The sequence below is a fragment of the Shimia sp. NS0008-38b genome, from assembly GCF_040370365.1.
Classification (GTDB): Bacteria; Pseudomonadota; Alphaproteobacteria; order Rhodobacterales; family Rhodobacteraceae; genus Shimia.
Window position 1 is genome coordinate 976,255 of sequence record NZ_BAABWQ010000001.1, and the last position, 25,828, is coordinate 1,002,082.

The window sequence follows — 25,828 nt, forward strand, 5'->3', positions numbered from 1 at the left end:
CTTTCCCTTTTACCGTTCATATGTGTTTTTTGCTACCAGAGCCCTCTCATGAAACATGCGGATGGGTCTCAAAAGACATCAGGAACATCAACCTCTAAGTCCACTGCGGCCAAACCCGCACCGACGCCCTCTCCTGCCCCTATTGAAACCGCAGAACTGACCTCCCTGCAATCCAGCCTGACCGGTGGCTCCGCACTCCCGGCCTCAACACGTAAACGGCTTGAAGGCGGCTTTCAGACTGACCTAAGTGACGTCCGCGTACACACCGGTGGCGCCGCCGCCACGGCCACCAACCGGCTTCAGGCCGACGCCTTCGCCAGCGGAAGCAACATCGCCTTCGCATCAGGAAAATACGCCCCCGGATCCAAATCCGGTGACCATCTGATTGCTGAAGAAGTGGCTCATGTGATCCAACAACGCGGGAGCGGAGGACAGGTTGTGCAACGCCACGCCACCGTGTCCTCAGCAACAGACAGTGCCGAAATCGCCGCGCGCAGCGCCGCAGACAATGTTGTGGCGGGTAAGGCAGCAAACCTCTCGCTAACCGGTCTCTCAACTCGGGGGCGCATCATGCGACGAGCACGCATGAGCGCGGCAAAACCCTCTCCGGTTGTGGCCGACCCGACCAACGGGCTGGGCACAACCAAAGCAGGGCCCGCGCCCGTCTTGACCCCCGTGATGACCTCCACCCTCAGCCCAGCAGGCGGCAAACTGGTGGACAGCGCCGGGCGCAAAGACGTCAAACCCGGCGCCTCTGACAAACCTGGCACCGCCAAAACGCCTGATGAGGCACAAACATCTCAACAGGCCGGTCCTTCGAGCGCGCCCAGCGTGATGACCGCAGGCAGCCCAGTGGGCGCTTCTGTGGAGGGGGCCGACTCCCCGCCAAAGGCCGACAACAAATCAACCCAAAACAAAGAAGAGAAGCGCGAAAAAGACAAGAAAGAGAAGCAAGAAAAAGACAAGAAAGAGAAGCAAGAAAAAAACAATAAAAACAAAGGGAAAGACGGTGAGACCGCAGCGGCCGCGACGGGTGGCGGTGGCGGCACTTTTGGAAAAGTCAAAGGAGACCGCGGCGCCGGGGCCGCCGGGGCTGCCAAGCGCCGCCTACAGGATCGCGCCGAAGCGCTTGGGACCAATGAAGGCGCAGACAATCGCATCGGTGCCGCCCGCGCCGCCGCCGCCCCACCCGCCAATGCTGCAGAAGCATCCGGCCAACAAAGTCAGGCCACCACACTAGAAAATGCGGATGTCCCTGCTGGTGATCCGGAAACCGCCCGCTCTGCCAGCCGCAATGCCGTGGCTGCCGCCACACCTGGGTCGATCGAAGATCTCGAAGACTTTGCCAGCCCCGGCGGCGCCTCCCAACGTCAACCATTGACCGATGCCATTTCGGGCCAAGCGGCGGCACAAACCGGCCCGGTTCAGGCCAGCCTCTCCGCCGTGGACACACCGCCCCTAGGCACGCCACCGTCTCCCGCCGTGCCTCAACCTGCCCCCATGGTTGCACCCGGTTCTGCAGACCCAGCGATCACGCAGGCCACGCCGCCGCCTGTCAACGAAGAAGCGCTGGATGCCACCGAGTTTAAGGCAGAGGCCGACGCAAAGCTGTCAGAGCATGATGTCGATGATGAAACATTGGCCAAAGCGGACGAAGGCCCACTCAGAGAGATTGGCAACGACAAAACTCAACTCAACGACAAGGTGACACAGGCGGCAGGCCGCGCGCGCGCCACTGAAACACAGGCGCGCGATGTTGCGCGTGGTGCCTTGGCCGGGGCGCAATCCGGCGCACAGGCCAGCATGGATGCCGAGCGTACGAGCGGCCAGACCAGCGTCAGCGCCGAACAAGACGGCACCCGCACGGGTGAAGAACAATCTGAGCAAGCCCTCGCTGATCAGATCAACACAACTTATCAAACCGCCCAGACCGAGGTGAACGGCAAACTTGGGACGCTGACACAGGACTCCGTTGAAACCTTCCGCGAGCGCCAAGGCACACGGCTTGAATCTTTCGCAAGCGGTGTGCGCAGCGATCTGGCAGATCTCAAACGCCGGCGCTATTCCGGTGTGCGCGGTGCCGCCCGTCGGGTGCGCGACTGGCTGCTGTCGATCAACTCAGTGCCAGAGGTAAAGCAGCTTTATCAAAGACATCGAGACCAATACATCTCTGACATCGATGCGTTGATCACCCAAATCAAGGCAGATATTGATCGCACCATCGAGGAGTGCAAAACCGCGCTGCGCACCGCGCGCGAAACCATTGAACAACTTGTCGCGGACAATGCGGAGTCGATGGATCAGGACGCACAGGCCGCGCTGACCAACGCCACGGCGGGTTTCCAGCGGATGGAACAGCAAATCGACGCCGCCGCCGAGGCTGCCAAACGCGCGCTAGACGCAGAGCGGGAGCGGGCCATTCAGGCGATGGATGCCGAGTTGGAGCGCATTCGATCTGAAAACGCCGGTCTGGTGGACAGGCTCGCCGCCGCCGTCGCGGCCCTTGCGGCTGCGCTTGGACAGTTCATGATGTTGATGACCCGTGTCACGCGCATGGGCATTGGCACTTTCCTATCTGCGGCGCTGTCACAGGCGGGCGACGGTGTGCGCAACAACCTATGGGGAGAGCTACAGGAAGCCTTTAAGCAATGGCTGTTTATGAAGCTTCCGGTGCTACAGCTCCTGTTGTCATTGCCGCCCAATTGGTACGACATGCTCACGGCACTCGCCACCAACATGATTGGGATGTTCACCGAAAACCTTCCCGCGATGTTGCCCGCAATAGGCACAGCGGCAATGATCTGGCTTGCGACAACACTGGCGGCAAAATTGATCCCCGGCGTTGGGGCCATTATGGCGGTGATTGACGGCATTCGCGGGGCCTATGCCCTTGTACAAAGCCTATTTCAGGCCGCCTCTGCTTTCTTTGAATTTGTGATGAAAGTGGCCGAACGGGGCAATGGCGCGGTGGCCTTTGCACGCGCGCTGGCCTTTGGGATTGTGGCAGCCGTAGATGCGGTGCTGACCTTCTTGGGGGTGGATCGATTGATCCAACGGGTGATCGGTGCAATCGCCCGCCCCTTTGGCCGCATCATCCGCCGCGTCTCAGGCCGCTTCCGTGCCTTCATGAGCCGCCGTAGGCGACGTAGGCGACAGCGCCGTCGTGGCCGTGACCGTGGCGCGCGAAGACTGGCAGATGGCCGCAGCAGTGGTGCCGGGAGGTCCCGCGCCAGAAGCCGCCGCCGGAACCGCCGCAGGCAACGGACAACGCGCGCGCGCCGTCGCGACCAAGCTCCAAACCGCCGCCGAGAAAACCCCTCAGAGCGCCGCAGACGCAGAAGGCAGGAGCGCGAAAGACGCAAACGCGAACGTCTGGATCGTGCGGTGCGGGCTATCCGCCCCAAAATCGCACGTCTGCAACGCGAAGGGGTCTCCAAACTTGGGCTACGCGCCCGCTTGGCCATGTGGCGTGTACGATATCGGCTCACCTCCCTGACCCTGCGCGGCGGGCGCATTACAGCCCGCGTCAACCCGTCAACCGAAGCCGGTCGTGTCGCCCAACTCAGCCCACAACGCATTGGCAACGCATTAGAGCCGGTCTTAAGGGAGGCCGAAAGGATTTTTGAACGCGAACGTCTCGCTAATCCCGCTGTGGCACGTCAGGCCGCCGCGTTTGATCAGAGTCTCGCCTCCGGAAGACACACTGTGGCCGGGCCACGCATGAATGACGCCGATATGGTATTTGGCACCCGCCGCTTCTTTTCCGGTCCACGTCAGATGCTAATGCCGATGGGTCGTGTGGACCGGCGTGGTCGCTTCCATCAAGGCCGGATGGCTTCCTTTTCCAGACCGGGCGGACCGCAGGTCACACTACGAGACAACCAACGTGGTTCCATGATGGTGCAACCAGGCGCGCCCAGCTATGCTGGCTTCCGTCCCTCAACGTTGAACACCCCGTCCGGGAACCAACTGTTGGACGTTGTCGAAGCCGCACGCGCCCCAGGCCAACTCGCCACACGTGCCGTCACCCGCGATCTTGTTGGGTCTCAGCGCATCGATGCAATGGAGGCAGCATCGGGTGCTTTCAATCCCATGGAACCCCGTGGAGCCTCAGTGGCTGCAGACCGTGATTTCCGCGGACGGCAAGACACCGGGTCGTTTTCCCAACGCCGCGTCGACGACGCATCTGCCACTCGGCGGCGACGCACTGGCCGCATTTTCCAACGGCTTGATCGCGTTCTGCAACAACAGGCCGGACAGATGGATATTTTTGGGGACGGACCAGTTCTAAGGGAACTGGCACAGGCCTTCCGTCGGTGGGCAATCACAAATGTGACCCGCGCTGGCCGGCGTGCCACATCAGAGGCAGATCAACAGGCAGCCGTCACAGGGCTGATCGCGGGACTGGTGGCGTTCCTGCGCAGCAGGTATCCATAGACCATGACCGTTGTCCTCAAGAAACGCCTCGTCCCCGCACAGTTTGCGCCCAGTATCTGTTTTCAGACCATTTCACTGGTGCTGAAACAGCAGCTTCTCACCCACGGATTTGATCAAATCCCAACACATGACGCCGGGGACGGAACCACGGAAATAACATGGATCTCAGAAGATGGTAGATGTTTGGTGTTTGCGTCCTGCGACAGCGTCAACCGGATCATCCGCATCGACATCTCTGCGGACAGCGACGCCATCGCAGATTCTGTGGCGGCTGCGCTGTCTCGCGACATTCCGATGGCGCGTTTTCAGGAAGAACTTGAGAAAGCAGCCGATCTGCCATCAGCTGAACTGGAAGCCGCGCTCATCCGCTTAGGTCAAATGTCCCCAATTGACGCCCCACCAGAACTCTTCGTCACCCTCATGTCTCGGGCATTCACATCCTCTGATGCAGGTGTCCGCCGTGCCGCGACATTTGTATCGTACCTTGTGCAATGCAGCGCCTTCACCACGCTACTGGAACGCGCCGCTGTACACGAACAGGACGCCAATCTGTCAGAGCTCATGCAGGCCACCCAAGAGGCAATTGGCCCACTTCCAGGTCCCACTGCCACTTGGCTGTGATATTATTCACAGCTCAGCACATGAGCCCAAAATCCTCTGATTTAGAAACAACCGAACGACATTAGGCACCACAGGCACGATTGACTGCGCGCGCGATAAAATGTCATCTGCGGTGTCACGCAAGAAACGTCAAAGTTCAGGACACGCTCAGACATGGCCACCAAACTTTCCCAAGACCCTCACGTCGTTCGCGAGGAACGAGAGAAAGTGCTCGAAGTTGCCATTGGCCGCGAGGTCCGTGCATTCCGTAAACAGCAAAACATCACTGTGGCAGAGCTCTCTGCAATAACTGAACTGTCTATCGGCATGTTGTCCAAGATCGAAAACGGCAACACCTCACCGTCACTGAACACACTGCAATCTTTGGCCAACGCGCTCTCGGTGCCACTCACGTCGTTCTTTCGCCAGTTTGAAGAAAAGCGTGAGGCTGTGCACACCAAAGCGGGCGCTGGCGTGGATGTCGATAGAGACGGCACCCGCGCAGGGCATCAATACAATCTGCTGGGCCATATTGGGTCCAACAACAGCGGCGTCATTGTAGAGCCCTATCTGATCTCGCTGGACTCGGAATCGGACACGTTTCAAACGTTCCAGCACGGCGGCATAGAGACGATCTACATGCTGGACGGCGAGATCGACTACCGTCACGGCGCCAATGTTTATGCCCTGCAACCGGGTGACACGTTGTTTTTTGATGCCGACGCGCCGCACGGCCCCGAAAGACTGCGCACATTGCCAGCACGCTATCTTTCTGTGATCAGCTATCCGCAAAAAAGCTGACTGAACTCCGCACCAGCAAGCATCCGACACTCTCAGATCAACAACCTGTGCCCGCTTTTGCGCGCCATTTGTGCGTCATTACGTGTGCGCTTGAACACCGTTTTGAGGCCCAGCGTCGCCTCAATAGTTACCCAGCAAGAAAAAAAGTTTCCTGTGGGTTGAGGGGGCAAGTCTTTGATGTTAGCCTTTTGCCAAGCGCCAGGGGTGCGAAACAACATGGAGAGAACGCCTATGTGCGGGATCGTCGGATTATTTCTGAAAGACAAGGCACTTGAGCCTGAACTCGGAGCTCTGCTCACGGACATGCTGATCACTATGACAGATCGTGGTCCAGACAGCGCAGGCATCGCAATTTATAGCGAAGATACAAATAGTAAGGCCAAACTTACCATCCAATCAGACACCCCAAGTGTGGCGTTTGATGGACTTGGTGGTGCACTTGAACAAGCCCTTGGTTGCACCGTAGAGATAAGCTGCAAAGACACCCATGCAGTGCTGTCAATTGCGCCTGAAAAGCTCGATCAATTGCGGTCCACCTTGAAAGATACCGACCCGTCTATCCGGGTCATGAGCACCGGAGACGTGCTTGAAATCTACAAAGAGGTCGGACTGCCCAAAAATGTGGCAGAGCGTTTCAAAGTCACACAAATGAGTGGAACGCATGGCATTGGCCACACCCGAATGGCCACGGAATCTGCAGTGACCACCATGGGCGCCCACCCGTTTAACACCGGCGCAGATCAGTGCCTTGTCCACAACGGATCCCTCTCCAATCACAACTCCCTGCGTCGCAAACTGACGCGCGAAGGTGTGCATATCGAAACAGAAAACGACAGCGAGGTCGCCGCCGCCTATCTGACGTGGAAGATGAACAATGGCGCGTCGCTTGGTGACGCTCTGGAAAGCGCGCTGGATGATCTGGATGGGTTCTTCACCTTCGTTGTTGGGACCAAAGACGGATTTGGTGTGGTCCGCGATCCCATCGCCTGTAAGCCCGCGGTCATGGCCGAAACAGACCAATATGTGGCCTTTGGCAGCGAATACCGCGCTTTGGTCAACCTCCCCGGCATTGAAGACGCTCGCGTCTGGGAGCCGGAGCCCGCAACCGTTTACTTCTGGAATCACTGATATGCAGACCTTTGATCTAGCAGCCGATGGGCTGCGCGCCCTAAATTCTTCGTTGCATGCACAGTCTGAGGACACCAATCAAACCGTATGGGACATCATCAATCCCAAGGGAAGCCACGCCATCGCCGTTGGCCTTGATGCGCCCATTGAGGTCAACGTCAAAGGCTCCACGGGCTACTATTGCGCCGGAATGAACCAACAAGCCACCGTGCATATTCATGGCTCCGCCGGCCCCGGTGTGGCCGAAAACATGATGAGCGGCACCGTGATCGTTGAAGGCGATGCAAGCCAATATGCAGGGGCCACCGGCAACGGGGGACTGCTGGTGATAAAGGGCAACGCCTCCTCACGGTGTGGCATTTCCATGAAAGGGATCGATATTGTTGTGCATGGCAACATTGGGCACATGTCAGCCTTCATGGCCCAGTCAGGCAATCTGGTTGTCTGCGGCGATGCCGGCGATGCCTTGGGGGACTCGATCTATGAGGCGCGTTTGTTTGTGCGCGGGTCAACCAAATCTCTGGGTGCGGATTGCATCGAAAAAGAGATGCGGCCGGAGCACCTTGAGATCCTCAAGGATCTGTTGGCGCGCGCAGGCAGCGATGCCAAACCCGAAGAGTTCAAACGTTATGGCTCTGCCCGAACTCTCTACAACTTCAACATCGACAACGCATATTAAGGGGCCGAGATCATGAGCGACACCAAAAAAGACGGTCCTCCAAAGACCCTGCCCGTTCAGTCGGCAACATTTTCGCAAGGGATCAACTCCGAAATTCGTCGCGCGGCGGCAACCGGAATTTATGACATTCGTGGTGGCGGCGCAAAACGCAAAGTCCCGCATTTTGACGATCTGTTGTTCTTAGGCGCGTCCATCTCTCGTTACCCACTCGAAGGCTACCGCGAAAAATGCGACACCAGCGTCACACTCGGTACACGCTATGCAAAGAAACCAATCGAACTGGATATCCCAATCACCATCGCAGGCATGTCCTTTGGCGCTCTTTCCGGTCCCGCCAAAGAGGCGCTCGGGCGTGGCGCAAGCATGGCAGGAACCTCCACGACAACCGGTGACGGCGGAATGACCCCTGAAGAACGAGGCCATTCCGACAAACTGGTGTATCAATACCTACCGTCGCGCTACGGTATGAACCCAAATGACCTACGCAAAGCAGACGCCATCGAAGTCGTTGTTGGGCAAGGCGCAAAACCCGGCGGCGGCGGCATGCTTTTGGGACAAAAAATCAGCGACCGGGTCGCGGAAATGCGTAATCTGCCCAAAGGCATCGACCAACGCTCAGCCTGTCGTCATCCGGACTGGACCGGCCCAGATGACCTTGAAATCAAGATCCTTGAGCTGCGCGAAATCACCAACTGGCAGGTGCCGATCTACATCAAAGTTGGCGGCGCGCGTCCCTACTTTGACACCACGCTGGCGGTAAAAGCGGGCGCTGATGTTGTGGTCTTGGATGGCATGCAAGGCGGAACTGCAGCCACGCAGGACGTGTTTATCGAACATGTTGGCCAGCCGATCCTCGCCTGCATCCGTGAAGCTGTACGTGCGCTTCAGGATCTGGGCATGCACCGTGAGGTACAGCTGATTGTATCGGGCGGCATCCGCACTGGTGCCGACGTTGCCAAATGTATGGCGCTTGGCGCTGACGCTGTTGCCATCGGCACTGCGGCGCTTATCGCGCTGGGAGACAACGATCCACGTTGGGAAGAAGACTACCAAAAACTCGGCACCACAGCAGGCGCTTACGATGACTGGCACGAAGGTCAGGACCCCGCAGGCATCACCACCCAAGACCCCGACTTGATGGCGCGATTTGACCCGGTTGATGGCGGTCGCCGTCTGCGCAATTACCTGAAAGTGATGACGCTGGAGGCGCAAACCATTGCGCGGGCCTGTGGCAAAAATCACCTGCACAACCTTGAGCCCGAAGACCTCTGTGCGGTCACGCTTGAGGCTGCCGCCATGGCCAAAGTGCCACTTGCCGGCACCGACTGGTGGCCCGGGAAATCTGGAACCGGATACTAAAAACAAAAGGCGCAACGGATCAACGTTGCGCCACAAGCCACTAGAAAAGATATGTAAAACAGGGAACCCGAAAAATGACAACCGATCTCGCAGAGTTTGCCAATAAGACCGGGGTCAAGTATTTTATGATCTCCTTCACCGATCTCTTCGGTGGACAGCGCGCCAAACTAGTGCCCGCGCAAGCCATTGCTGATATGCAAGAGGACGGCGCAGGTTTTGCGGGCTTTGCCACTTGGCTTGATCTCACCCCTGCACATCCCGACATGCTGGCCGTGCCTGATCCCAGCTCTGTCATACAGTTGCCTTGGCAGCCGGACGTGGCTTGGGTGGCGGCGGATTGCGTTATGGAAGGCGCAGATGTGGCCCAAGCCCCACGCAATGTGTTGCGCCGCCTGATTGCGGAAGCGGCTGAAGAAGGCCTGCACGTCAAGACCGGCATCGAAGCCGAATTCTTCTTGCTCACCCCCGAAGGCACACAGATCAGCGACCCTTTCGATACTGCTGAGAAGCCTTGCTATGACCAACAGGCGGTAATGCGTCGCTATGACGTGGTGCGCGAGATTTGCGACTACATGTTGGAATTGGGTTGGGGGCCTTATCAAAACGACCATGAGGACGCGAATGGCCAGTTTGAAATGAACTGGGAGTTTGATGATGTGCTCAAGACCGCTGACAAACACAGCTTCTTTAAGTTCATGACCAAATCGGTCGCTGAGAAACACGGCTTTCGTGCCACGTTTATGCCAAAGCCCGTCGAGGGTTTGACTGGCAACGGCTGCCACGCACATATCTCAGTTTGGGACGCTCCCAGCACGGCGTCCAAGGTGAACGTGTTTGCCGGAGACGGCGAAGGTCCAACCGGTGAAGTTGGCCTTTCTGAACGCGGAAAGTACTTCTTGGGTGGCATCATGAAACATGCCTCAGCGCTGGCCGCGATCACCAACCCGACGGTGAACAGCTACAAACGCATCAACGCTCCGCGCACCACCTCAGGTGCCACATGGGCCCCCAATACGGTCACATGGACCGGCAACAACCGCACACATATGGTACGCGTACCTGGCCCCGGACGTTTCGAGCTGCGACTGCCAGATGGCGCGGCAAACCCCTACCTGTTGCAGGCCGTGATAATTGCGGCGGGTCTTTCCGGGATGCGCAGCAAAGCGGATCCGGGCCCACGCCATGATATCGACATGTACGCCGAAGGTTACAAAGTCAAAGACGCGCCAAAACTACCGCTCAACATGTTGGACGCGCTGAGGGCGTATGATGACGACAAAGGCCTCAAAGCTGCGATGGGCGAAGAATTCTCTGCCGCTTTCCTCAAGTTGAAAATGCAGGAATGGAATGCGTTTGTATCCCACTTTACCACCTGGGAACGCGACAACACACTCGATATCTGAAGCCGTCAAATCACCTAAGAAAGGCCGCGTAGCACAGCTAACGTGGCCTTTTGCGTCTCTCACTACTCAATCGCAAACCGCCCGCGCCCGACTGTCCCTTAGGTACATATCCATCCGTTTCATGAACAAGTAGGCCACGATCTTCGGAGAGTGATCGCTCCCTGCGATTTTTTGACGACTGTGCGCGTCTAGAGGTTGTTGTATTTTCTGTCAGTTCAACACCAAGCTGAAGCATCCATTCCTGAGCCTCAACTCTTGGGGCAGTTCAGCGTCTCCTGCGCAGACAGTCCTCGGTGACATACCCAGCTCCATTGCAGGGATTTTCGCAAATGAAAGTCATTGAGGTTAGTGAGTTCATAAATTGGATAATTTACGTTCTGTATCCCTTTCTCAATTCGGTCTTTTGCACTTTGCCCATCGTGTTTCGTGGCAGAGCCTCCAGAAACAGGTATTCGCGAGGATGCTTAAACCGCGCCAGCTGCACTTGGACAGTTTCTTTTAAGGTCTCAACAGTCAGTGATGAATTTTTCTCGGCAACAATCGCAGCGATGACGCTTTCACCGAAGTCCGCGTGTGGCACCCCAAAAACCGCACTTTCAAGTACACCCGGGATATCGTTTAAGACATCCTCGACCTCTTTGGGATAAATGTTGTAGCCACCTGAAATAATCAGATCTTTGGAGCGCCCCACGATCGAAATCCGCCCATCTTCGTCCTGAACTCCGAGATCTCCAGTCAAGAAAAAGCCATTTGCCCGGAGTTCTTCCGCGGTCTTCTCCGGCATATTCCAATAGCCTTGAAACACGTTGTCCCCACGCACCTCAATCATGCCAATCTCTCCGGACGGTTGCGCTTCTCCGGTGTCAGGGTCCGTGATTTTCACTTCGGTGCCCGGCAACGGATAGCCAACTGTCCCAGCAACGCGCGCACCTTTTAGAGGGTTGGACGTGATCATATTGGTCTCTGTCATACCGTATCTCTCAAGGATACGATGACCAGTCCGTGCCTCAAACGCACGGTGGGTTTCGGCCAGAAGTGGCGCCGACCCAGACACAAACAGACGCATGCTTTCAACCAGCTCCTTTGTGAAACACGCATCATCCAGCAGACGCGTGTAAAACGTCGGCACGCCCATCATTAGAGTAGATTGGGTGATCTCGCCCAAGATGACGTTGATATCGAAGGCTGTGCAGAGTCGGACCTCAGCCCCTGCGAGCAACGCTGTATTCATTGCAACAAACAGTCCATGGGTGTGAAAAATTGGCAACGCGTGCACAAGCCGGTCATTGCCGGTGATGTCCCAAAGTTCGGTCAGCGCAACGGCATTGGACAGCAGATTTTTATGGCTCAGCATCGCCCCTTTGGAGCGGCCCGTTGTCCCCGAGGTATAGAGCAATGCAGCCAAATCCTCTGGCCCTCGGTCAACCGCCTTGAACGTGTTTGGTTGACTGTCGGCTGCCCGGCTCAGAGAACCGGCCGAACCGCCCAGCGTCAAAACAGGTGTGCCAGCTGCCTGAGCTATTTCTACGACCGCAGCTTCGTCTTGAATGTCACAGACAATCAGCCGCGGGTCTGCATCTTTGATGAAATAGGCCAACTCAGCCTGAGTGTAGGCCGAATTCAATGGAAGGTAGACCGCACCGGCCAATACAGAGCCCGCGTATAGAGCAATTGTGTCGCTGAGTTTGGGCGCCTGTACGACCACCCTGTCACCCGGTTGAACCCCAGCCTCCGTCAGCGTGTGCGCCATTTGCGCGGCACGTTTCAGAAAGGCGTCATAACTCAACTTAGTGCCGTCATCACACTGCAAGAACGTCGCAGAATTTCCAACATGTGGTGCGAACAGTGCATCATATAAGGTGTTGGTCATGCAGATGTTTCCTTGGGTTTTGTTATGAGTTCAGCGCTGGCCAGCGATTGAACGAGGCGTGATGCCGCAATTCTGGAATGAACGACAAAGTCTTCGTGGTTCTGTTCAGTAAGCTTCAAATCGTAGAGATAGTTCACCATCGTACCGTAAGATTGTGCCATGCCGTTGCGCGAGGTGTCTGCGTTCGTATGAACGTCGTGCACCTCAGCGCCGTTTCCGAGATGAAATCGGGCGACTGGGTCCACCGGCACCCCATCTTCGCGTTTGGCGGTCAGTAGGTATCGTGCCGCCATCGCGCGAAGGTCTTCCGATGGGGCCGCGCCGGCAAGTATAGCGTTGGCAACTTGCCCATGCACTTCGTGATCGTTTTGCGTTTCCAGCCATCGGGTGAAACCAGGAATGGGTGACAAAGTCACAAAGGTCTGGACGCTCGGCACATCTCGCGCCAATTCGGCCACGACCTGTTTGATCAAGAGGTTACCAAAGCTAATTCCGGCTAAGCCCTTTTGGCAGTTGGAAATTGAATAAAACACCGCCACTTTCGCCAGACTGGCCTCCAATGGGTCGCGCTCTTCCGACAAGACATCGTCAATTGATCCCGGCACGGTGCCCGTGAGTGCGACTTCGACAAAAATCAGCGGCTCATCAGGCATGGAGGGATGGAAGAACGCAAAACACCTTCGATCCGGTGGATAGAGCCTGCGGCGCAGATCCTCCAAATCGCTGATCTGGTGGACCGCTTCATAAGCGACAATTTTATCCAGAATGCGGGCGGGAGTGTCCCAGCTGATTTGTTTCAGAACAAGAAAGCCACGATTGAACCAACTGCGCAGCAAATGCACAAAATCAAAATCCGTGCGCCGCAGGTCCGGATGCGTTTTCAAGAGCTTCAAGAGATCAACCCGCATAGCGACAAGGTCTTGGGTTGCTCCGGTTGGTTGGTTGAGGCGTCGCAGTAGTTCCTGACGGCGTGGCTCTGCGGCAGCGCTCAGCGCGTTGAACGCGTCAATGTTACGATTCTTGGCGTATTGGCCGGCCACATTGGCCACTTGCTCTGCGTCAATGTCCAGTTCCTCGTTCAGGTATTGGAAAAACGAGACTCGATCCTCATCACTAAGGCTGCGGTAGCGATCCAGAACAGTGGAGGCCAGCTTAAACCCAGACACCTCCCCCTCAGCTGAGAGCAAGGCTTCACACAGTTCAGTGATAGAACGGTCGTCATCCTTGCCACGTATTTGATCTGGGCGATCAAATAGCTGCGCCAGAAGATCACCAAGAAACCAATTTCGTTGCATGTCAGCTGTCCATTTGTTGGCTGAGGTACTCACCGGTGCTGCGGTAGTGTTCAATCAAGTGGGTGGTCGCCGCATCTGCATCCCTGTTGAGTGCCGCATCCAATATGCTTTGATGCTCTGCTGCGATGTCACGCTTTTTGTAACTTGCCCCCCCTGCCGCAAGATATCGGTAGCGGATATTGAGGTCATAGAGCTGCGAACAGTAGCGTTCGAGCATGGGCAAATGTGCATTGTCCAGTAAGGCCATATGAAACGCTTTGTGCGCGTCCTCAAAGTCCGCAGCCTGACGTTGACTGGCTCGGTTCATGTGATGATGTCGCAGGACCAGCCTGTCCTCCCACTTGGCATCAGCATTGCGGATCGATGCACGCAATGCGGTTTCTTCAAGCGTACAGCGCAACATCAGGATTTCTTCGAAGTTGGCTTTGCCGACGGGCGCCGCGCGAAAGCCGCGCTGGTCTATGCGCTCGACCAACATATCTGAGGTAAGCAGGCTCAGCGCCTCGCGGACCGGACTCGCCCCGGTCTCCAGGAGCTTGCGCAGCTGCTCAATCTTGAGCTTCTGCGCTGGCGGCAACTCACCGGTGAGTATCAATTCACGCAGCTTTAAATAGGCCCCATGGGTTGCCGAAGTTTCTTTGCCGTCACTGTCGGGCATAACATTCATGATCGCATGGTCCCAGATTTTTTGCTCATCGTCTGCATGACGTCTCAACTTAGCGTGCACCCGCCAGTCGAAAGCCCGACCGAAAGGTTCAGTGAGCCCTCATTTATCAGCCAACGCCGCAGCACGAAACTGCGTGCGCCACTTTTGTGCATAGGGTCATTTTCCGCCAACAGTCGCGCTGCCTCTAAGCTTTCAGCACGATAGATGATCAGCCCAACACCTTGCATGCGCTCTCCGGTCTCATCCGACATTGGGCCTGCAAACGCCAGTAGGCCCGCTCGCTCAAGTTCAGCCTGATAAGCAAGGTGATTTGCAAGAGATTCTTTGACATCTGCAGGGTCTTTTGCCGGCGTGCTATGCGCAACAAATAGCTCCAATGCCAGAGCCCCCCTATTCTTGGCCTCTGATTTGTAATCCGCCCACGCAACCATTTCGACTCTCCAAAAATATCGATATTATTTGACTTATTGCAAAATAGTCGTCAAAAATCAAGAGAACAGACAAGGATGACAACAATGAAATACCTGGTGGGTGAGACTTCCGAAGGCACTTCGGTGTTTGCTGTAAACGGAGAAAATGCCGTAAATCTAACGGCCTTAGACCCCAGTATTGGTGCCGATTTGTTGGGGGTGATTTCACAACCGGATCTGACCGACTCACTTGCAGAGCAAATCATCAAAGCCCCGAAAGTCGCGGTCGACACCATCACCCCCGCATTGCCCGTTGCAGCCCCGGGGACAATCATCTGCATGGGCCTGAACTATATCGACCACATCAAAGAGGGGGGATACGAAATCCCTGAATACCCCGCCCTGTTCATGCGTGGAAAGAACTCTATCATGGCCGCAGGTCAGCCGATGGTACGCCCGGCTTGTTCTGAACAGCTCGACTATGAAGCGGAACTGATGCTGATTGTTGGCAAGGGTGGGCGCCATATTTCCGAAGATGACGCTCTTGATCATGTGTTTGGCTACACTGTGTTTAATGACGGTTCCGTGCGCGACTATCAGCGCAAGACGCACCAGTGGACACCCGGCAAAAACTTTGACAACACAGGTGCAATTGGCCCCTTTACGGTCACACCGGATGAAATTCCTGAGGGCGCGTCTGGCTTAAAGATCGAAAGCCGCGTTGGGTCCGAAATCCTACAGAGCTCCAACACCGCCAACATGATTTGGGGGGTGCGACAAGTGATCTCAACAATTTCCGAATACACCACGCTTGAGCCCGGTGATCTGATTGCCCTAGGGACCCCACCGGGTGTTGGGCATGCAAAAAAGCCCAATCCACGCTGGCTCAAACCCGGTGAGACCGTCGAGATAGAAATCGAGGGAATTGGCATTTGTGCAAGCCCTGTGATCGATGAAAAGGCCGTTGCAGAATGAACGCCCCAACAGGTGCAAGACTGGACGCGCTGCGCGCGCAAGCTCAGCAAGACCATCGGGACTTGCGTGATCGTATCGGTCGTCTGTCCAGCGATTCCATTGATCTGATTTTGCGTCAGGCCCGCTCTCACTATGCGTGGACGGATAAGCCCATTCCAGATGGGCTGCTGGAAGAGATATACGAAATCACCATCAACGGCGCGACCAGCATGAACACCCTGCCCGCGCGTTTCATCTTTGTGAAATCGCCCGAAGGCAAAGCACGGCTCGCCAAATCGCTCAAACCACAAAACGTGCCGAAAATGATGGGGGCACCTGTCACCGCTATCATCGCGCAGGACATGGAGTTTTGGAAAGAACTGCCTTTCTTGTTCCCACACGAAGACCGGCGGCACCTTTTTGACGGCAAGCCGGACTATGTTGCAGACACAGCAGACCGAAACGCCACCTTGCAGGGTGCCTACTTCATGATCGCCGCCCGCGCGGTGGGTCTGGACGTTGGAGCCATGTCGGGCTTTTCCAACACGATCGTCGATGAGGAATTCTTCGCCGGCACAACCCTGAAATCCAATTTTCTGTGCAACATCGGCTATGCGGATGAAACAGCCCTGTTTCAGAAACTCCCGCGATTTAGCTTTGATCAAGTTTGCACCTACGCCTGAGGAGGCAAACCCGTGGCCATTCGAATGAAAACCGTCGTGACATATCGGACCACTGCCCAGTGTCCGACATCTGCGCGCACGGAAATCCCGATCCGCGATCTGAACGTCACAATCGACGAACCCGCAGAGCGCGGGGGCACAAACATGGGCGCGACCCCAACAGAAACCGCGCTGACTGCGCTGATTGCCTGTACCAATGTGATTGGCCACAAGAACGCCAAGCGTCTGGGTGTCGACCTCGGCACAGTGACCATAGATGCAGACTGCAAATTCGACCGCCGCGGCGTGTTGATGGAAGAAGAAATCGATATCCCGTTTCCCGAAATCACACTCACGGTGAATTGCTCCACCTTGGCCAGTTTGGAGGAGCTGGCCAAGGTGGGGGCGGAAACGGCGAAGTACTGTGCGATTGCCAAACTTTTTGAAGCGGCCGGCACGGCTCTGACAGTGAATTGGGTCAAGACCGGCGAAGTGTAATCAAAAGGACCTCAGGGTCCGACTTTCTGGGAGGAAAAAATGATGAAACGCACCAAAATCAGCCTAATCGGCGCTGCACTGACCGCCGTTATGGCGATGCCTGCGGCCGCACAGGAAAGCGTATCGGCCGTTGTGATCGATGGCTATCCGGACCGTGCTTTGTGGGTAAAGGAATTCTCGAATTTCTTCATCCCAGAGGTGGACCGCCATCTGGCGGAAACCGGCGCATACAAGATGAACTGGCAGGAAAACTATGGCGGGTCGATCGTAAAACCAAAGGGCGTGCTTGAGGGCGTTCAGCTTGGCCTCGGCGATATCGGCATTGTCACCACGATTTTCCACTCTTCAAAACTGCCCAGCCAGGGGATTTCAGGGTCGACTCCATTTGTTGCAACAGATGCCCGTGCTGTGGCCAAAGCAGTGGACGAAGTCGCGCGTGAGTTCCCCGCCATGCAAAACGAATTTGCGGCCCAAAACCAAGTCTACTTGGCAACCGGCGTTGTGTTGGACACCTACCAAGTATTCTGTTCTGACGAAGTGTCTTCGGTGTCTGACCTCCAAGGCCGCAAAATCGCAGGAGCGGGCCTGAACCTGCGCTATCTGGAAGGCATCAAAGATGCCGCTGGGGTGCGTGGCGGTTTGACCGATTTCTACAACATGCTTCAGACCGGTCTGGTGGATTGCGCAATGCTGTGGCCAGAAGCCGCCAAAACCTTCAAAATTGCCGAGGTCGCCCCCTTTATGCTGCGCGCGGACCTTGGCGCTGTGAATTCCAAGACGGTGACGGTGAACGCCGACTACTGGGGCAAGCTGCCTGATGGTGTCAAAGAGGTCCTGAAAGCGGTTGCCATCGACTATCGCGACCATGTCGCAGGCATTGCAATGGATCGTGCAGCGGCTTCGCGTGATGCATATGTCGCCGCGGGCGGCACAATTGTGGAACTGTCAGCTGAGGACCGTGCGGCTTGGGCCAATGCCATGCCAAACGTGGCTCAGGAATGGGCTGAAACATTGAACGGCAACGGTGAAGACGGCACAGCAATGCTTGCAGCTTACCTCGGGAAACTTGCGGATGCAGGCCACACTGGCGTGCGTGACTGGACCACAAAGTAACCAAAGCTCTGGCGACCTAAGAGAGGCCCGAAAAAATGCTAAAGTCAGCTGTCACTGGCCTGTCTAAGGTCGCCAATGCATTTGCCATAACCTCCAACGCCTTGGGCACACTTGTTGTGTTGGCGTTGGTGGTCATTCTAAACGTCGATGTGATCGCCAGAGGTCTGTTTGACGCCCCCCTACGTGGCACCTACGAAATTGTGCAGTTTTCGGTGGTGATGATCGTGTTTTTGCAGCTGCCCGACGTTGTGCGCGTGGACCGGCTCACCCGCTCCGACGGATTTCTTGGGGTCATTCACACCCGCCGCCCGGCACTCGCAAAAAACATGCGTCGGATCATCAATGCGGTCTCTGCAATTTTCATTGGGTTGATCGCCTATGTCACGTTCCCTGAGTTTTTGCACATGTGGCACACGCAGGACTATTTCGGCGTGCCTGGGCTGTTCACCTTGCCTTGGTGGCCCGTCAAGTTGGTCATAGCGAGCGGCACGGCGTTGTCGTCTCTAATTTTCATATTCAAAGTTGTCAGCGCCGAAGATCGTCCCACATTGATCCGCACCCCCGAACATGATGAGGCGTCCAAATGACCCCGATCGAAATTGGCCTGATCTCGGTCATTGCCATCGTTTTCTTGATATACTCTGGTGTCTATATTCCGGTGGCATTGGGAGTCGTGTCGTTCCTATCCATCTGGATCATGCGAGACAATTTCACGCTTGCTTTGAACCTGCTGAAAATTGCGGTCGGCGACAGCGCGATGGAATACAGCTTTGCCACCATTCCATTGTTCACCTTTATGGGGCTCATCGTCTCAAAGGCAGGGTTGGGCAAAGACATCTACGAAGTCATGACCATGCGGTTTCGCAAAGTCAAAGGCGGCATCGGTATGGCCACAGTTGGGGCAAACGCGGTGTTTGCCGCCGTCACGGGATCGTCCATCGCCTCAGCCTCGGTGTTTACCAAAGTGTCGGTGCCGCAAATGATGGCCCAAGATTACAATCCGCGTTTCGCCGTCGGTGTTGTGGCCGGCTCATCTGTACTCGGCATGATCATTCCGCCTTCTGCGATGTTGATCATCTATTCCTTTGTTGCTGAGCAATCGGTCGGCGATATGTTCCTAGCTGGCGTCATTCCCGGAATTCTCTTGGCCGTCGCATATGTCGGCGCAATCTGGTTCATGGGGCGCTTCACACCCAATTTTGTCGGCGGGCGGGTTGTGGCTGACACTGAATGGATGTCGGCGCGGGAAATCGCCTCCAAAACCCTGCCGACCTTGGGACTGATTACCATTGTACTTGGCGGTATTTACACAGGCTGGCTGACGGCGGTTGAAGCAGGCGCCACTGGCGCTTTGGTCGCTCTGCTGATTGCTGTGGTGCGCAAATCAATGTCACGTCGGGCATTCTGGGATGCGCTCTTGGAAACCGGCCACATCACGGCAGCCATCCTATTTCTGATAACTGCGGCGTCCATCTACAGCCGAATGCTTGGCATGGCTGGACTGCCAAATCAGCTGCAGGACCTTTTGGCGGGCAACACCTCGTCTTTTTGGAGCATTATGCTGCTTTATGTCCTTCTGATGCTGTTTCTCGGAACCTTGCTGGACACCGCGTCAATCATTTTGATCGTCGTGCCCCTGTTTCTACCACTGGCCGAAGCGCTGGACATGTCATTGATTTGGTTCGGCATCATCACAGTGGTCGGCGCAGAAATTGGATTGCTTACACCACCGCTCGGGATCTCCTGTTTTGTCATCAAATCCACAATCAACGATGACCGAATCTCGCTCAAAGACGTCTTTATGGGCGCCTTGCCGTTTGCTTTCGTCATGCTTGTCATTCTGTTCATCTTGATCGCATTCCCCATTCTCAGCCTTGCTCTCACCTAAGGAGCCATCACATGCGCACTGTTACCAAAGACAACATCACCGACGTTTTTATGGGTTACCTGTCAGAGGACACCAATCCGCGTGTGCGCGAAGTCATGGGGGCGCTTGTGCGCCACATCCACGACTTTGCCCGCGAAACAAATCTAACCCACGATGAATGGCGGGCCGGCATCGCCTTTCTCGAAGGCTGCGCCGCGGTTGAAACCGAAGACCGCCACGAATTTGTGCTGGCCTCTGACGTTCTGGGCCTGTCATCCTTGGTCGACATGTTGCACTCAAGCCCCACAGCAACCAGCTCCTCCGTGCTCGGGCCGTTCCACGTGTCCGGTGCCCCGCCGCTTGCCATCGGCGGCGATATGAAGCGCCACTACGGGGGGCCCGTTCTGCTGGCAGAAGGCATGATCAAAGACGAGGCAGGTAACCCGATCGCCGGAGCCGAACTCGACATCTGGCAAACCGCACCCAATGGAATGTATGCCAGTCAGGATGACGAACAGGATACATTCTCTTTTCATGGGCTGATGACTGTAGGCGATGATGGTCGCTATCGTTTTACCACCGTGAAGCCGGTAGAATATACCGTGCCATCCGACGGCCCGGTCGGAGACATTCTACGCGCCTGCGGTCGCCATCCTTGGCGGCCTTCGCACCTGCACTACATCATCAAAGCCCCAGGCTATCGCACTTTGGTCACCGAGATTTTCCCCGAAGATGACCCCTACTTAGATCAGGACACAGTGTTTGGCGTCCGCGATGATCTTGTTATGACCTACCAAACAAAACCAGCCTCCGCGTTCCCGGACGGCATGACGCTGTCTGGGAAAGTGACGGAGCCATTTCTGCATGTGGAATTTGACGTGACGCTGGCCACCGAAACCCACTAAGCAGGGTCTGACATCAGACAATCTGACCTAAGTATCTACAGCGATTACAAAACGGTGCGGTATCCTGACTGCGCCGTTTTGCATTTCTGTCCTTTCAGCCCTTCTAGAAATTCGAAAGCCAATACGGCGACTCTCGGAAATCTTATGCGGTCTCTGGCAATGTGAGCTGCCTCATAGAAGTTCCAGATTGACCAAGATGATTGCCCATTCGACTACAACACGCGCGTCGCTCACCGGAGGTGTGCATATGTGCGGCTTTCGAGAACATACATAAAACAGTTACGAATAACCGCTGGCACAGGCGCTTGAAATGAAACCTACATTGCTGCCGCAGCGAAGACGTGACAATCCAGTAAGCCAAATGTCTATGTCACCTCAAAATGCCAGATCAATGCAGTCCGACACCTCACTGATTAAACCAGCGTTGTGCTGACAGGCACGTGGCGAGACAAAGCAAAGTCGCGCAGTCTCACATATTCAGGATCAGACGTGGCATCAGCCATTCGCGCGCAGATCGCACGGTGGAACAAGGCACAACTTAGCTGACTGAAATCATGGGCCAAGACCGTAGGATCGTCAGCGTCGCGCACCGTGTCGCGTGCCGCGCGCCAAACCTGGCGAAGCTCAAGAACGGTGGGGTTGTCCGTCAGCTCTGCGATAAGGGCATCGAAAGCATCCGCTCCAGCACCACCCTGTTGCCGCAAGCCCCGAGTAGCAACAGCCAGTTCATGGATGCCATTCGCACCTTCGTAGATCGCGGTGATGCGCGCGTCCGCCCAAGTCTGCGCCAACCCATATTCGGTCAGATAGCCATACCCGCCAAGGATCTGGATACCGAGATTGGCCGCAGAAATACCTGCCTCTGTGCAGAACACCTTGCAAAGTGGCGTCAGAAATTCAACCAAAGCAGGCCGTTCACCTCGCATCAGTTCAACAAGCGCCACATGCGCCATGCCACGTGCACCAATTTCGAGACAGCGTTGCTGATCCAGCATGCGACGCACGTCAGCATGATCCGTCAGAACCGCTTCAGATCCATCTGGCCTGCGCCCCTGCTTACGCTCACTGGCGTAGGCTTTGGCGATCTGGTGGGCATGTGCAGCATGGGCGACGCCCTGTAGGCTCACATCCAAACGGGCGTGGTTCATCAGAACGAACATGGCACTCAAGCCCGTGCCCTTTTCGCCGATCAGTTCCGCAGGGCAGCCATCAAATGCCATTTGACAGGTAGGTGAGGCGTGCAGTCCCATCTTTTCTTCGATACGTGTTATCTTAATGGAGGCCCCTGCCCGCTTTTTGCTGGTTAAGAACAAGGACAAACCTTTGACGCCATCTTCCTTTGCGCCGGTGCGGGCAAGGACCAGATGCAGGATATCATCGCTCAAATCCTGATCACCCCCAGAGATGAAAATCTTCTCTCCCTCAAGAAACCATCGGTTCCCGTCCTGTGTGGCCTTGGTGCGGATGCGCGACAGGTCAGACCCGGCACCCGGCTCCGTTAGGCACATGGTCGACAAGGCTTCACCAGCGGCCAGCTTGGGAATCCATTCCGACTGTTGTTCAGCGTTGCCAAAACGGCGCAGCGTGGAAATCGCGCCGGGCACAAGATTGCAGACCATTTGCATCGACAGGTTTGCACCAGAGAAAATCTCGGACACCCCTGCGGCCACAAGGGCGCTTTGCTCCATACCACCGTGGTGTTCGGGGGCCGTCAGCCCCTGCCAGCCCATTTCGGCAAGCTGCTCAAACGCATCTTTAAAGCCATCTGGCATGTGGACCCGGCCATTTTCCAACTGGCAACCTTGCTGATCACCCCTCTCGTTCAAAGGGGCGATCACCCCTTCGGCGAAGGCGCCGAAGTGAGAGAGGATTTCGGACGTAAGGTCGCGGTCCCACTCGGGCAAACGGTCCGCGCCAGCAACCTTTTCAAGCGATAGAAGGATATCGTCGACTGGGGCAATGAACTTCGTCATATCAGCCTCTTAAGACGTCACACCCAGCAAGCGCATGGCGTTTTCTTTCAAGATAAGGGGGCGCACTTCGTCGCGGAAATCTGACTGATCGAAGGCATCCAGCCACTTTTCCGGGGCGATCATCGGCCAGTCCGATCCAAAGAGCATTTTGTGCTTCAGCATCCGGTTCGCGTATTGGACAAGGATTTTCGGGAAGTATTTCGGAGACCAGCCGGACAGGTCGATGTAGACGTTTGGCTTGTGCTGTGCGACCGAAAGCGCTTCTTCCTGCCATGGGAAGGACGGATGCGCGAGAATGATCGGCATGTCAGGGAAATCCACAGCCAGATCATCCATATACATCGGGTTCGAGTATTTCAGCCGCATTCCGTTTCCGCCCGGCATACCAGAGCCCACGCCTGTCTGCCCAGTGTGAAACAAAGCTGGCTTGCCGGATTCTGCAATCGCTTCATAGAGCACATAGGCGGATCTGTCGTTCGGGTAGAATCCTTGCATCGTGGGATGGAATTTGAAGCCTTGGACGCCGTGGTTTTCCACCAAGTCACGGGCTTCACGCGCACCAAGTTTGCCTTTGGCCGGGTCAATCGAGGCAAAAGGGATCAGGATATCATCGTTTTTGGCGCAAGCGTCGGCAACTTCGTAGTTGTTGTAGCGCCGGTAGCCCGTTTCCCGTTCGGCATCGACCGGAAAAATCACAGCCGCGATGTTCTTGTCACGATAATGTGCGGCTGTTTCATCGATTGTGGGGGGATGCTGCCACGGTGCGCCAAAATATTTGGCCATCGTGCTTTGCAGTTCATCATACCCGTCATCGGTGTGACAGCCGCAAGCCTCTTCGGCGTGAGTGTGGAAATCAATCGCTCGAACGTTTGCAAAATCTACCATGTCGTCCTCTTCATACCCGGATCAATGCTGGGTCTTCGTTGTCATACAACCGCTCAAGCAAATCCGCCCGACGTATCATGATTTTGCGCGGGTTGAGCGAGCCTTTGTCTGTAATCTCTCCGTCTTTCAATGACGGAGGTTCGGCCAAAACGATCGCGCGTGAAATCCGTTTGGCGGACCCAGATGAGGCTTTTGCCATTTCGGCCAAGCGGGTGTCGATTTGGCTTTGCAGCACCGGATCAATAACGGCACCTTCTGATGTGTTATCACCGTGCACCTGATCAGGACGAGGGAAGACAAAAAGCCCGATTGCATCTCGATCATGCCCGCAAATCATCACATCTTGAACCAAGCCGCGCAACGCATCCAGCGCCTCAAGGCGAAGCTTGCCCGCCTGCACCCACGTGCCCGTAAGGAGCTTAAAGTCCTCAGACACGCGCCCATCAAACGCCAAACCCCGGTTCGGGTCTTCCGGATCGACAAAGCGCACGGCGTCGCCCGTAATCAAAAAATCTGTGTCATCGAAGGCTTCGGCGGACTTGGTCGGATCATCGTAGTAGCCGGTCATGACGTTGGGGCCTTGGACACGCAACTCACAGCGCATTTCGTCATCTGGCGACAGCTTGACCTTGGTCGCGGGCAACGGAACTCCAACCACGCCAGAGCGGCCAATCGGTTCATGTACCATGATGGTGGCAGGGGCCGTCTCGGTCATACCCCAGCTTGAGATCATCAATGGTAGGCGGCCGCGCACTTCAATCGCCATTTCCTCTAGCCGGGTCCAGACATCTTGCGGCAACGACGCACCGGCATAAAAGATCATATCCAAGTCCCGGAAATAGGCCTCGCGCAACTCGGTATTGGTTTCCATCTCGTGAACCAGCATGGAAAATCCAACCGGCACGTTGAACGCCAGTGTGCCGGGGCGTTCGATAATGTTTCGAACGGTGCGATCAAAATACTTCTTCGTAGGCTTGCCATCATCTACGACAAGCGTGCCACCGTGCGCGAGCATCATGTTCACATTATGCGATCCACCAAAAACATGGTTCCACGGCAGCCAATCGCAGATGCGCGGCGCGCGTTCTGCTAGAAACGGCAACACGGCGGACATCTGAGCCTGGTTCGCACACATCATCCGCTGCGTCGTCAACACCCCTTTCGGGTCAGAAGATGAGCCCGACGTGAAGAGAATTTTGGCTACAGTATCAGGGCCGGTCGTCGCCAAAAGCGCATCTACATCTTGGCTTGCGTCGCCTTCCATGAGGCTGGCAAAAGACGTCACAGCCCCCGGCGCGCCCTCGGTCTTGGCCGCAACAATTTCCACCCCCTCCAACTGAGGCAAGGACAAAGCGGAGGCAAATAACCCAGCATCCTCTGTGAAGGCCATTGACGGACAAACCTTGTCCAATACATAGGTCAAACGACCATGCGCTTCGGTGATCAGCGAGTATTGTTCGGCCAATGGAACCGTCGGAACACCGGCGTATTGCGCACCGAACGAGAGCAACGCGTGAGCGACCGAATTTCCGGACAAGATCACAATCGGTGTGTCCTGACCCATATTGCGCGCGCCCAATGAGGCCGCGATGCCGCGCACCGCTTGCAGCGCTTGCTTGAATGTAACCTCTTGCCAGCCAGTCTCCGTCCGCCCGGCCAGAAAGACGTTGTCAGGCGTTGTCTCAGCCCAGTGATGAAGCCAGTCCGCAGTCCGGTCAACAACGTTGCCCAAAGGGATTTTTGACGTCATGATCAGATCGCTCCCCACGCGCGCCATGCCGACTTTGTGAGGCACTAGGTTGAGGCCGGTCTGCTTATCAATCATTGTTTTTTCTCCAAGTCCGATTTTGGGCTCATGGTCGCCCGCGCCAGAAGATCGTGAAGCGTCGCGATCTCTTCTGGGGCTAAGCCGTTGAAAAGTGCCTTTTCATGGTCTTGCACAGCCTTTTCGACTTTGTCCCAAAGGCGCCGACCTGCTGCCGTAACCGTAAGCGCATTGGTCCGACGATCCCCTTTGACAGGCTTGCGCTTTAGCACCCCCGCGCGTTCAAGTTCATCCACCACCACAACCACGCCAGAGCGTTTGATATTCAAAACATCAGACAATTCGGACTGGGAAATCCCCGGGCTAGAAATGACCACTGCAAGGGTGGAAAAAGTGCCGGTGCGCAGGCCAAACGGCTCAAGCGTCTTGGCCATATCGTCTTGGATCAACAGATTGGCACGTTTCACTCTGTAGCCTATAAACTGACGCAAAAGCTTATCGCTTACCGAAGTTCCCGGCGCCTTGGGAGCAGTCGCATTGGTTTTCGAAAGCGGCAT

22 protein-coding genes are annotated in these 25,828 nt (G+C 56.0%); 14 read left to right on the forward strand and 8 right to left on the reverse strand.

Translation table 11 applies throughout. The annotated features are described in order from the left end of the window. The first annotated feature begins 48 nt into the window (after positions 1-48). The 7 genes from ABWV47_RS04745 (at position 49) to glnT (ending at position 10,407) form a co-directional block, all read left to right on the forward strand. Positions 49-4,437 (forward strand): eCIS core domain-containing protein, encoded by a 4,389-nt coding sequence (locus ABWV47_RS04745; RefSeq protein ID WP_353308868.1) that lies wholly within the window; start codon positions 49-51, stop codon positions 4,435-4,437. Between the two features lie 3 nt (positions 4,438-4,440). After that, positions 4,441-5,058 (forward strand): hypothetical protein, encoded by a 618-nt coding sequence (locus ABWV47_RS04750; RefSeq protein WP_353308870.1) that lies wholly within the window; start codon positions 4,441-4,443, stop codon positions 5,056-5,058. A 153-nt stretch (positions 5,059-5,211) separates the two neighbouring features. Beyond that, positions 5,212-5,838, forward strand: a complete 627-nt coding sequence (locus tag ABWV47_RS04755; protein WP_353308873.1) for a helix-turn-helix domain-containing protein — start codon at positions 5,212-5,214, stop codon at positions 5,836-5,838. Positions 5,839-6,069: 231 nt separating this feature from the next. After that, positions 6,070-6,966: a class II glutamine amidotransferase gene (locus ABWV47_RS04760; RefSeq protein WP_353308876.1), complete on the forward strand. Its 897-nt coding sequence runs from the start codon at positions 6,070-6,072 to the stop codon at positions 6,964-6,966. Position 6,967: 1 nt separating this feature from the next. Further along, complete coding sequence (locus ABWV47_RS04765; protein WP_353308879.1) at positions 6,968-7,645, forward strand: GXGXG domain-containing protein; 678 nt, start codon at positions 6,968-6,970, stop codon at positions 7,643-7,645. 12 nt (positions 7,646-7,657) lie between these two features. Beyond that, positions 7,658-9,004, forward strand: a complete 1,347-nt coding sequence (locus ABWV47_RS04770; RefSeq protein ID WP_353308882.1) for an FMN-binding glutamate synthase family protein — start codon at positions 7,658-7,660, stop codon at positions 9,002-9,004. 74 nt (positions 9,005-9,078) lie between these two features. Continuing rightward, positions 9,079-10,407 (forward strand): type III glutamate--ammonia ligase, encoded by a 1,329-nt coding sequence (glnT, locus tag ABWV47_RS04775; RefSeq protein ID WP_353308885.1) that lies wholly within the window; start codon positions 9,079-9,081, stop codon positions 10,405-10,407. Positions 10,408-10,777: 370 nt separating this feature from the next. Here glnT and ABWV47_RS04780 read toward each other — a convergent pair whose 3' ends face one another. Genes ABWV47_RS04780 through ABWV47_RS04795 form a run of 4 tightly spaced genes read right to left on the reverse strand, consistent with a single transcriptional unit; the run spans position 10,778 to position 14,670 of the window. Then, positions 10,778-12,277, reverse strand: a complete 1,500-nt coding sequence (locus ABWV47_RS04780; RefSeq protein WP_353308888.1) for an AMP-binding protein — start codon at positions 12,275-12,277, stop codon at positions 10,778-10,780. Beyond that, positions 12,274-13,572, reverse strand: a complete 1,299-nt coding sequence (locus tag ABWV47_RS04785) for a malonyl-CoA decarboxylase (RefSeq protein ID WP_353308891.1) — start codon at positions 13,570-13,572, stop codon at positions 12,274-12,276. Before ABWV47_RS04785 ends, ABWV47_RS04780 begins: the two co-directional genes overlap by 4 nt. 1 nt (position 13,573) lies before the next feature. Next, complete coding sequence (locus ABWV47_RS04790) at positions 13,574-14,239, reverse strand: GntR family transcriptional regulator (RefSeq protein ID WP_353308893.1); 666 nt, start codon at positions 14,237-14,239, stop codon at positions 13,574-13,576. Between the two features lie 44 nt (positions 14,240-14,283). Next, entirely contained in the window at positions 14,284-14,670 is a 387-nt protein-coding gene (locus tag ABWV47_RS04795) for a YciI family protein (protein WP_353308896.1), read from the reverse strand. Positions 14,671-14,754: 84 nt separating this feature from the next. On the opposite strand from ABWV47_RS04795, the gene ABWV47_RS04800 reads away from it, so the two are divergent. From ABWV47_RS04800 to ABWV47_RS04830, 7 genes are read left to right on the forward strand one after another with little or no spacing between them, the layout of a single operon-like run. After that, positions 14,755-15,624, forward strand: coding sequence for a fumarylacetoacetate hydrolase family protein (locus ABWV47_RS04800; protein ID WP_353308898.1), 870 nt, complete (start codon positions 14,755-14,757; stop codon positions 15,622-15,624). Then, the gene (locus tag ABWV47_RS04805) at positions 15,621-16,286 is read left to right on the forward strand and encodes a malonic semialdehyde reductase (RefSeq protein WP_353308901.1); all 666 of its coding nucleotides are present in this window, start codon (positions 15,621-15,623) and stop codon (positions 16,284-16,286) included. The genes ABWV47_RS04800 and ABWV47_RS04805 overlap by 4 nt, the downstream gene beginning before the upstream one ends. Before the next feature lie 12 nt (positions 16,287-16,298). Then, positions 16,299-16,763, forward strand: coding sequence for an OsmC family protein (locus tag ABWV47_RS04810; protein ID WP_353308903.1), 465 nt, complete (start codon positions 16,299-16,301; stop codon positions 16,761-16,763). 42 nt (positions 16,764-16,805) lie between these two features. Beyond that, a complete protein-coding gene (locus tag ABWV47_RS04815; protein ID WP_353308906.1) occupies positions 16,806-17,876 on the forward strand; it encodes a C4-dicarboxylate TRAP transporter substrate-binding protein in 1,071 nt (356 codons plus the stop codon). A 35-nt stretch (positions 17,877-17,911) separates the two neighbouring features. Next, positions 17,912-18,463, forward strand: a complete 552-nt coding sequence (locus ABWV47_RS04820) for a TRAP transporter small permease subunit (protein WP_353308908.1) — start codon at positions 17,912-17,914, stop codon at positions 18,461-18,463. Next, a complete protein-coding gene (locus ABWV47_RS04825; protein WP_353308911.1) occupies positions 18,460-19,764 on the forward strand; it encodes a TRAP transporter large permease in 1,305 nt (434 codons plus the stop codon). The genes ABWV47_RS04820 and ABWV47_RS04825 overlap by 4 nt, the downstream gene beginning before the upstream one ends. Positions 19,765-19,775: 11 nt before the next feature. Further along, positions 19,776-20,648, forward strand: coding sequence for a dioxygenase family protein (locus ABWV47_RS04830; RefSeq protein ID WP_353308914.1), 873 nt, complete (start codon positions 19,776-19,778; stop codon positions 20,646-20,648). A 413-nt stretch (positions 20,649-21,061) separates the two neighbouring features. Here the strand turns inward: ABWV47_RS04830 and ABWV47_RS04835 are convergent, their stop codons facing one another. From ABWV47_RS04835 to ABWV47_RS04850, 4 genes are read right to left on the reverse strand one after another with little or no spacing between them, the layout of a single operon-like run. Continuing rightward, complete coding sequence (locus ABWV47_RS04835; RefSeq protein WP_353308917.1) at positions 21,062-22,621, reverse strand: acyl-CoA dehydrogenase family protein; 1,560 nt, start codon at positions 22,619-22,621, stop codon at positions 21,062-21,064. A 9-nt stretch (positions 22,622-22,630) separates the two neighbouring features. After that, positions 22,631-23,506 (reverse strand): amidohydrolase family protein, encoded by an 876-nt coding sequence (locus ABWV47_RS04840; protein ID WP_353308919.1) that lies wholly within the window; start codon positions 23,504-23,506, stop codon positions 22,631-22,633. A gap of 10 nt (positions 23,507-23,516) precedes the next feature. Beyond that, on the reverse strand, positions 23,517-25,331 hold the full coding sequence (locus tag ABWV47_RS04845) for a feruloyl-CoA synthase (protein ID WP_353308921.1): 1,815 nt from the start codon (positions 25,329-25,331) through the stop codon (positions 23,517-23,519). Next, on the reverse strand, positions 25,328-25,828 hold the full coding sequence (locus ABWV47_RS04850) for a MarR family winged helix-turn-helix transcriptional regulator (protein ID WP_353308923.1): 501 nt from the start codon (positions 25,826-25,828) through the stop codon (positions 25,328-25,330). Before ABWV47_RS04850 ends, ABWV47_RS04845 begins: the two co-directional genes overlap by 4 nt.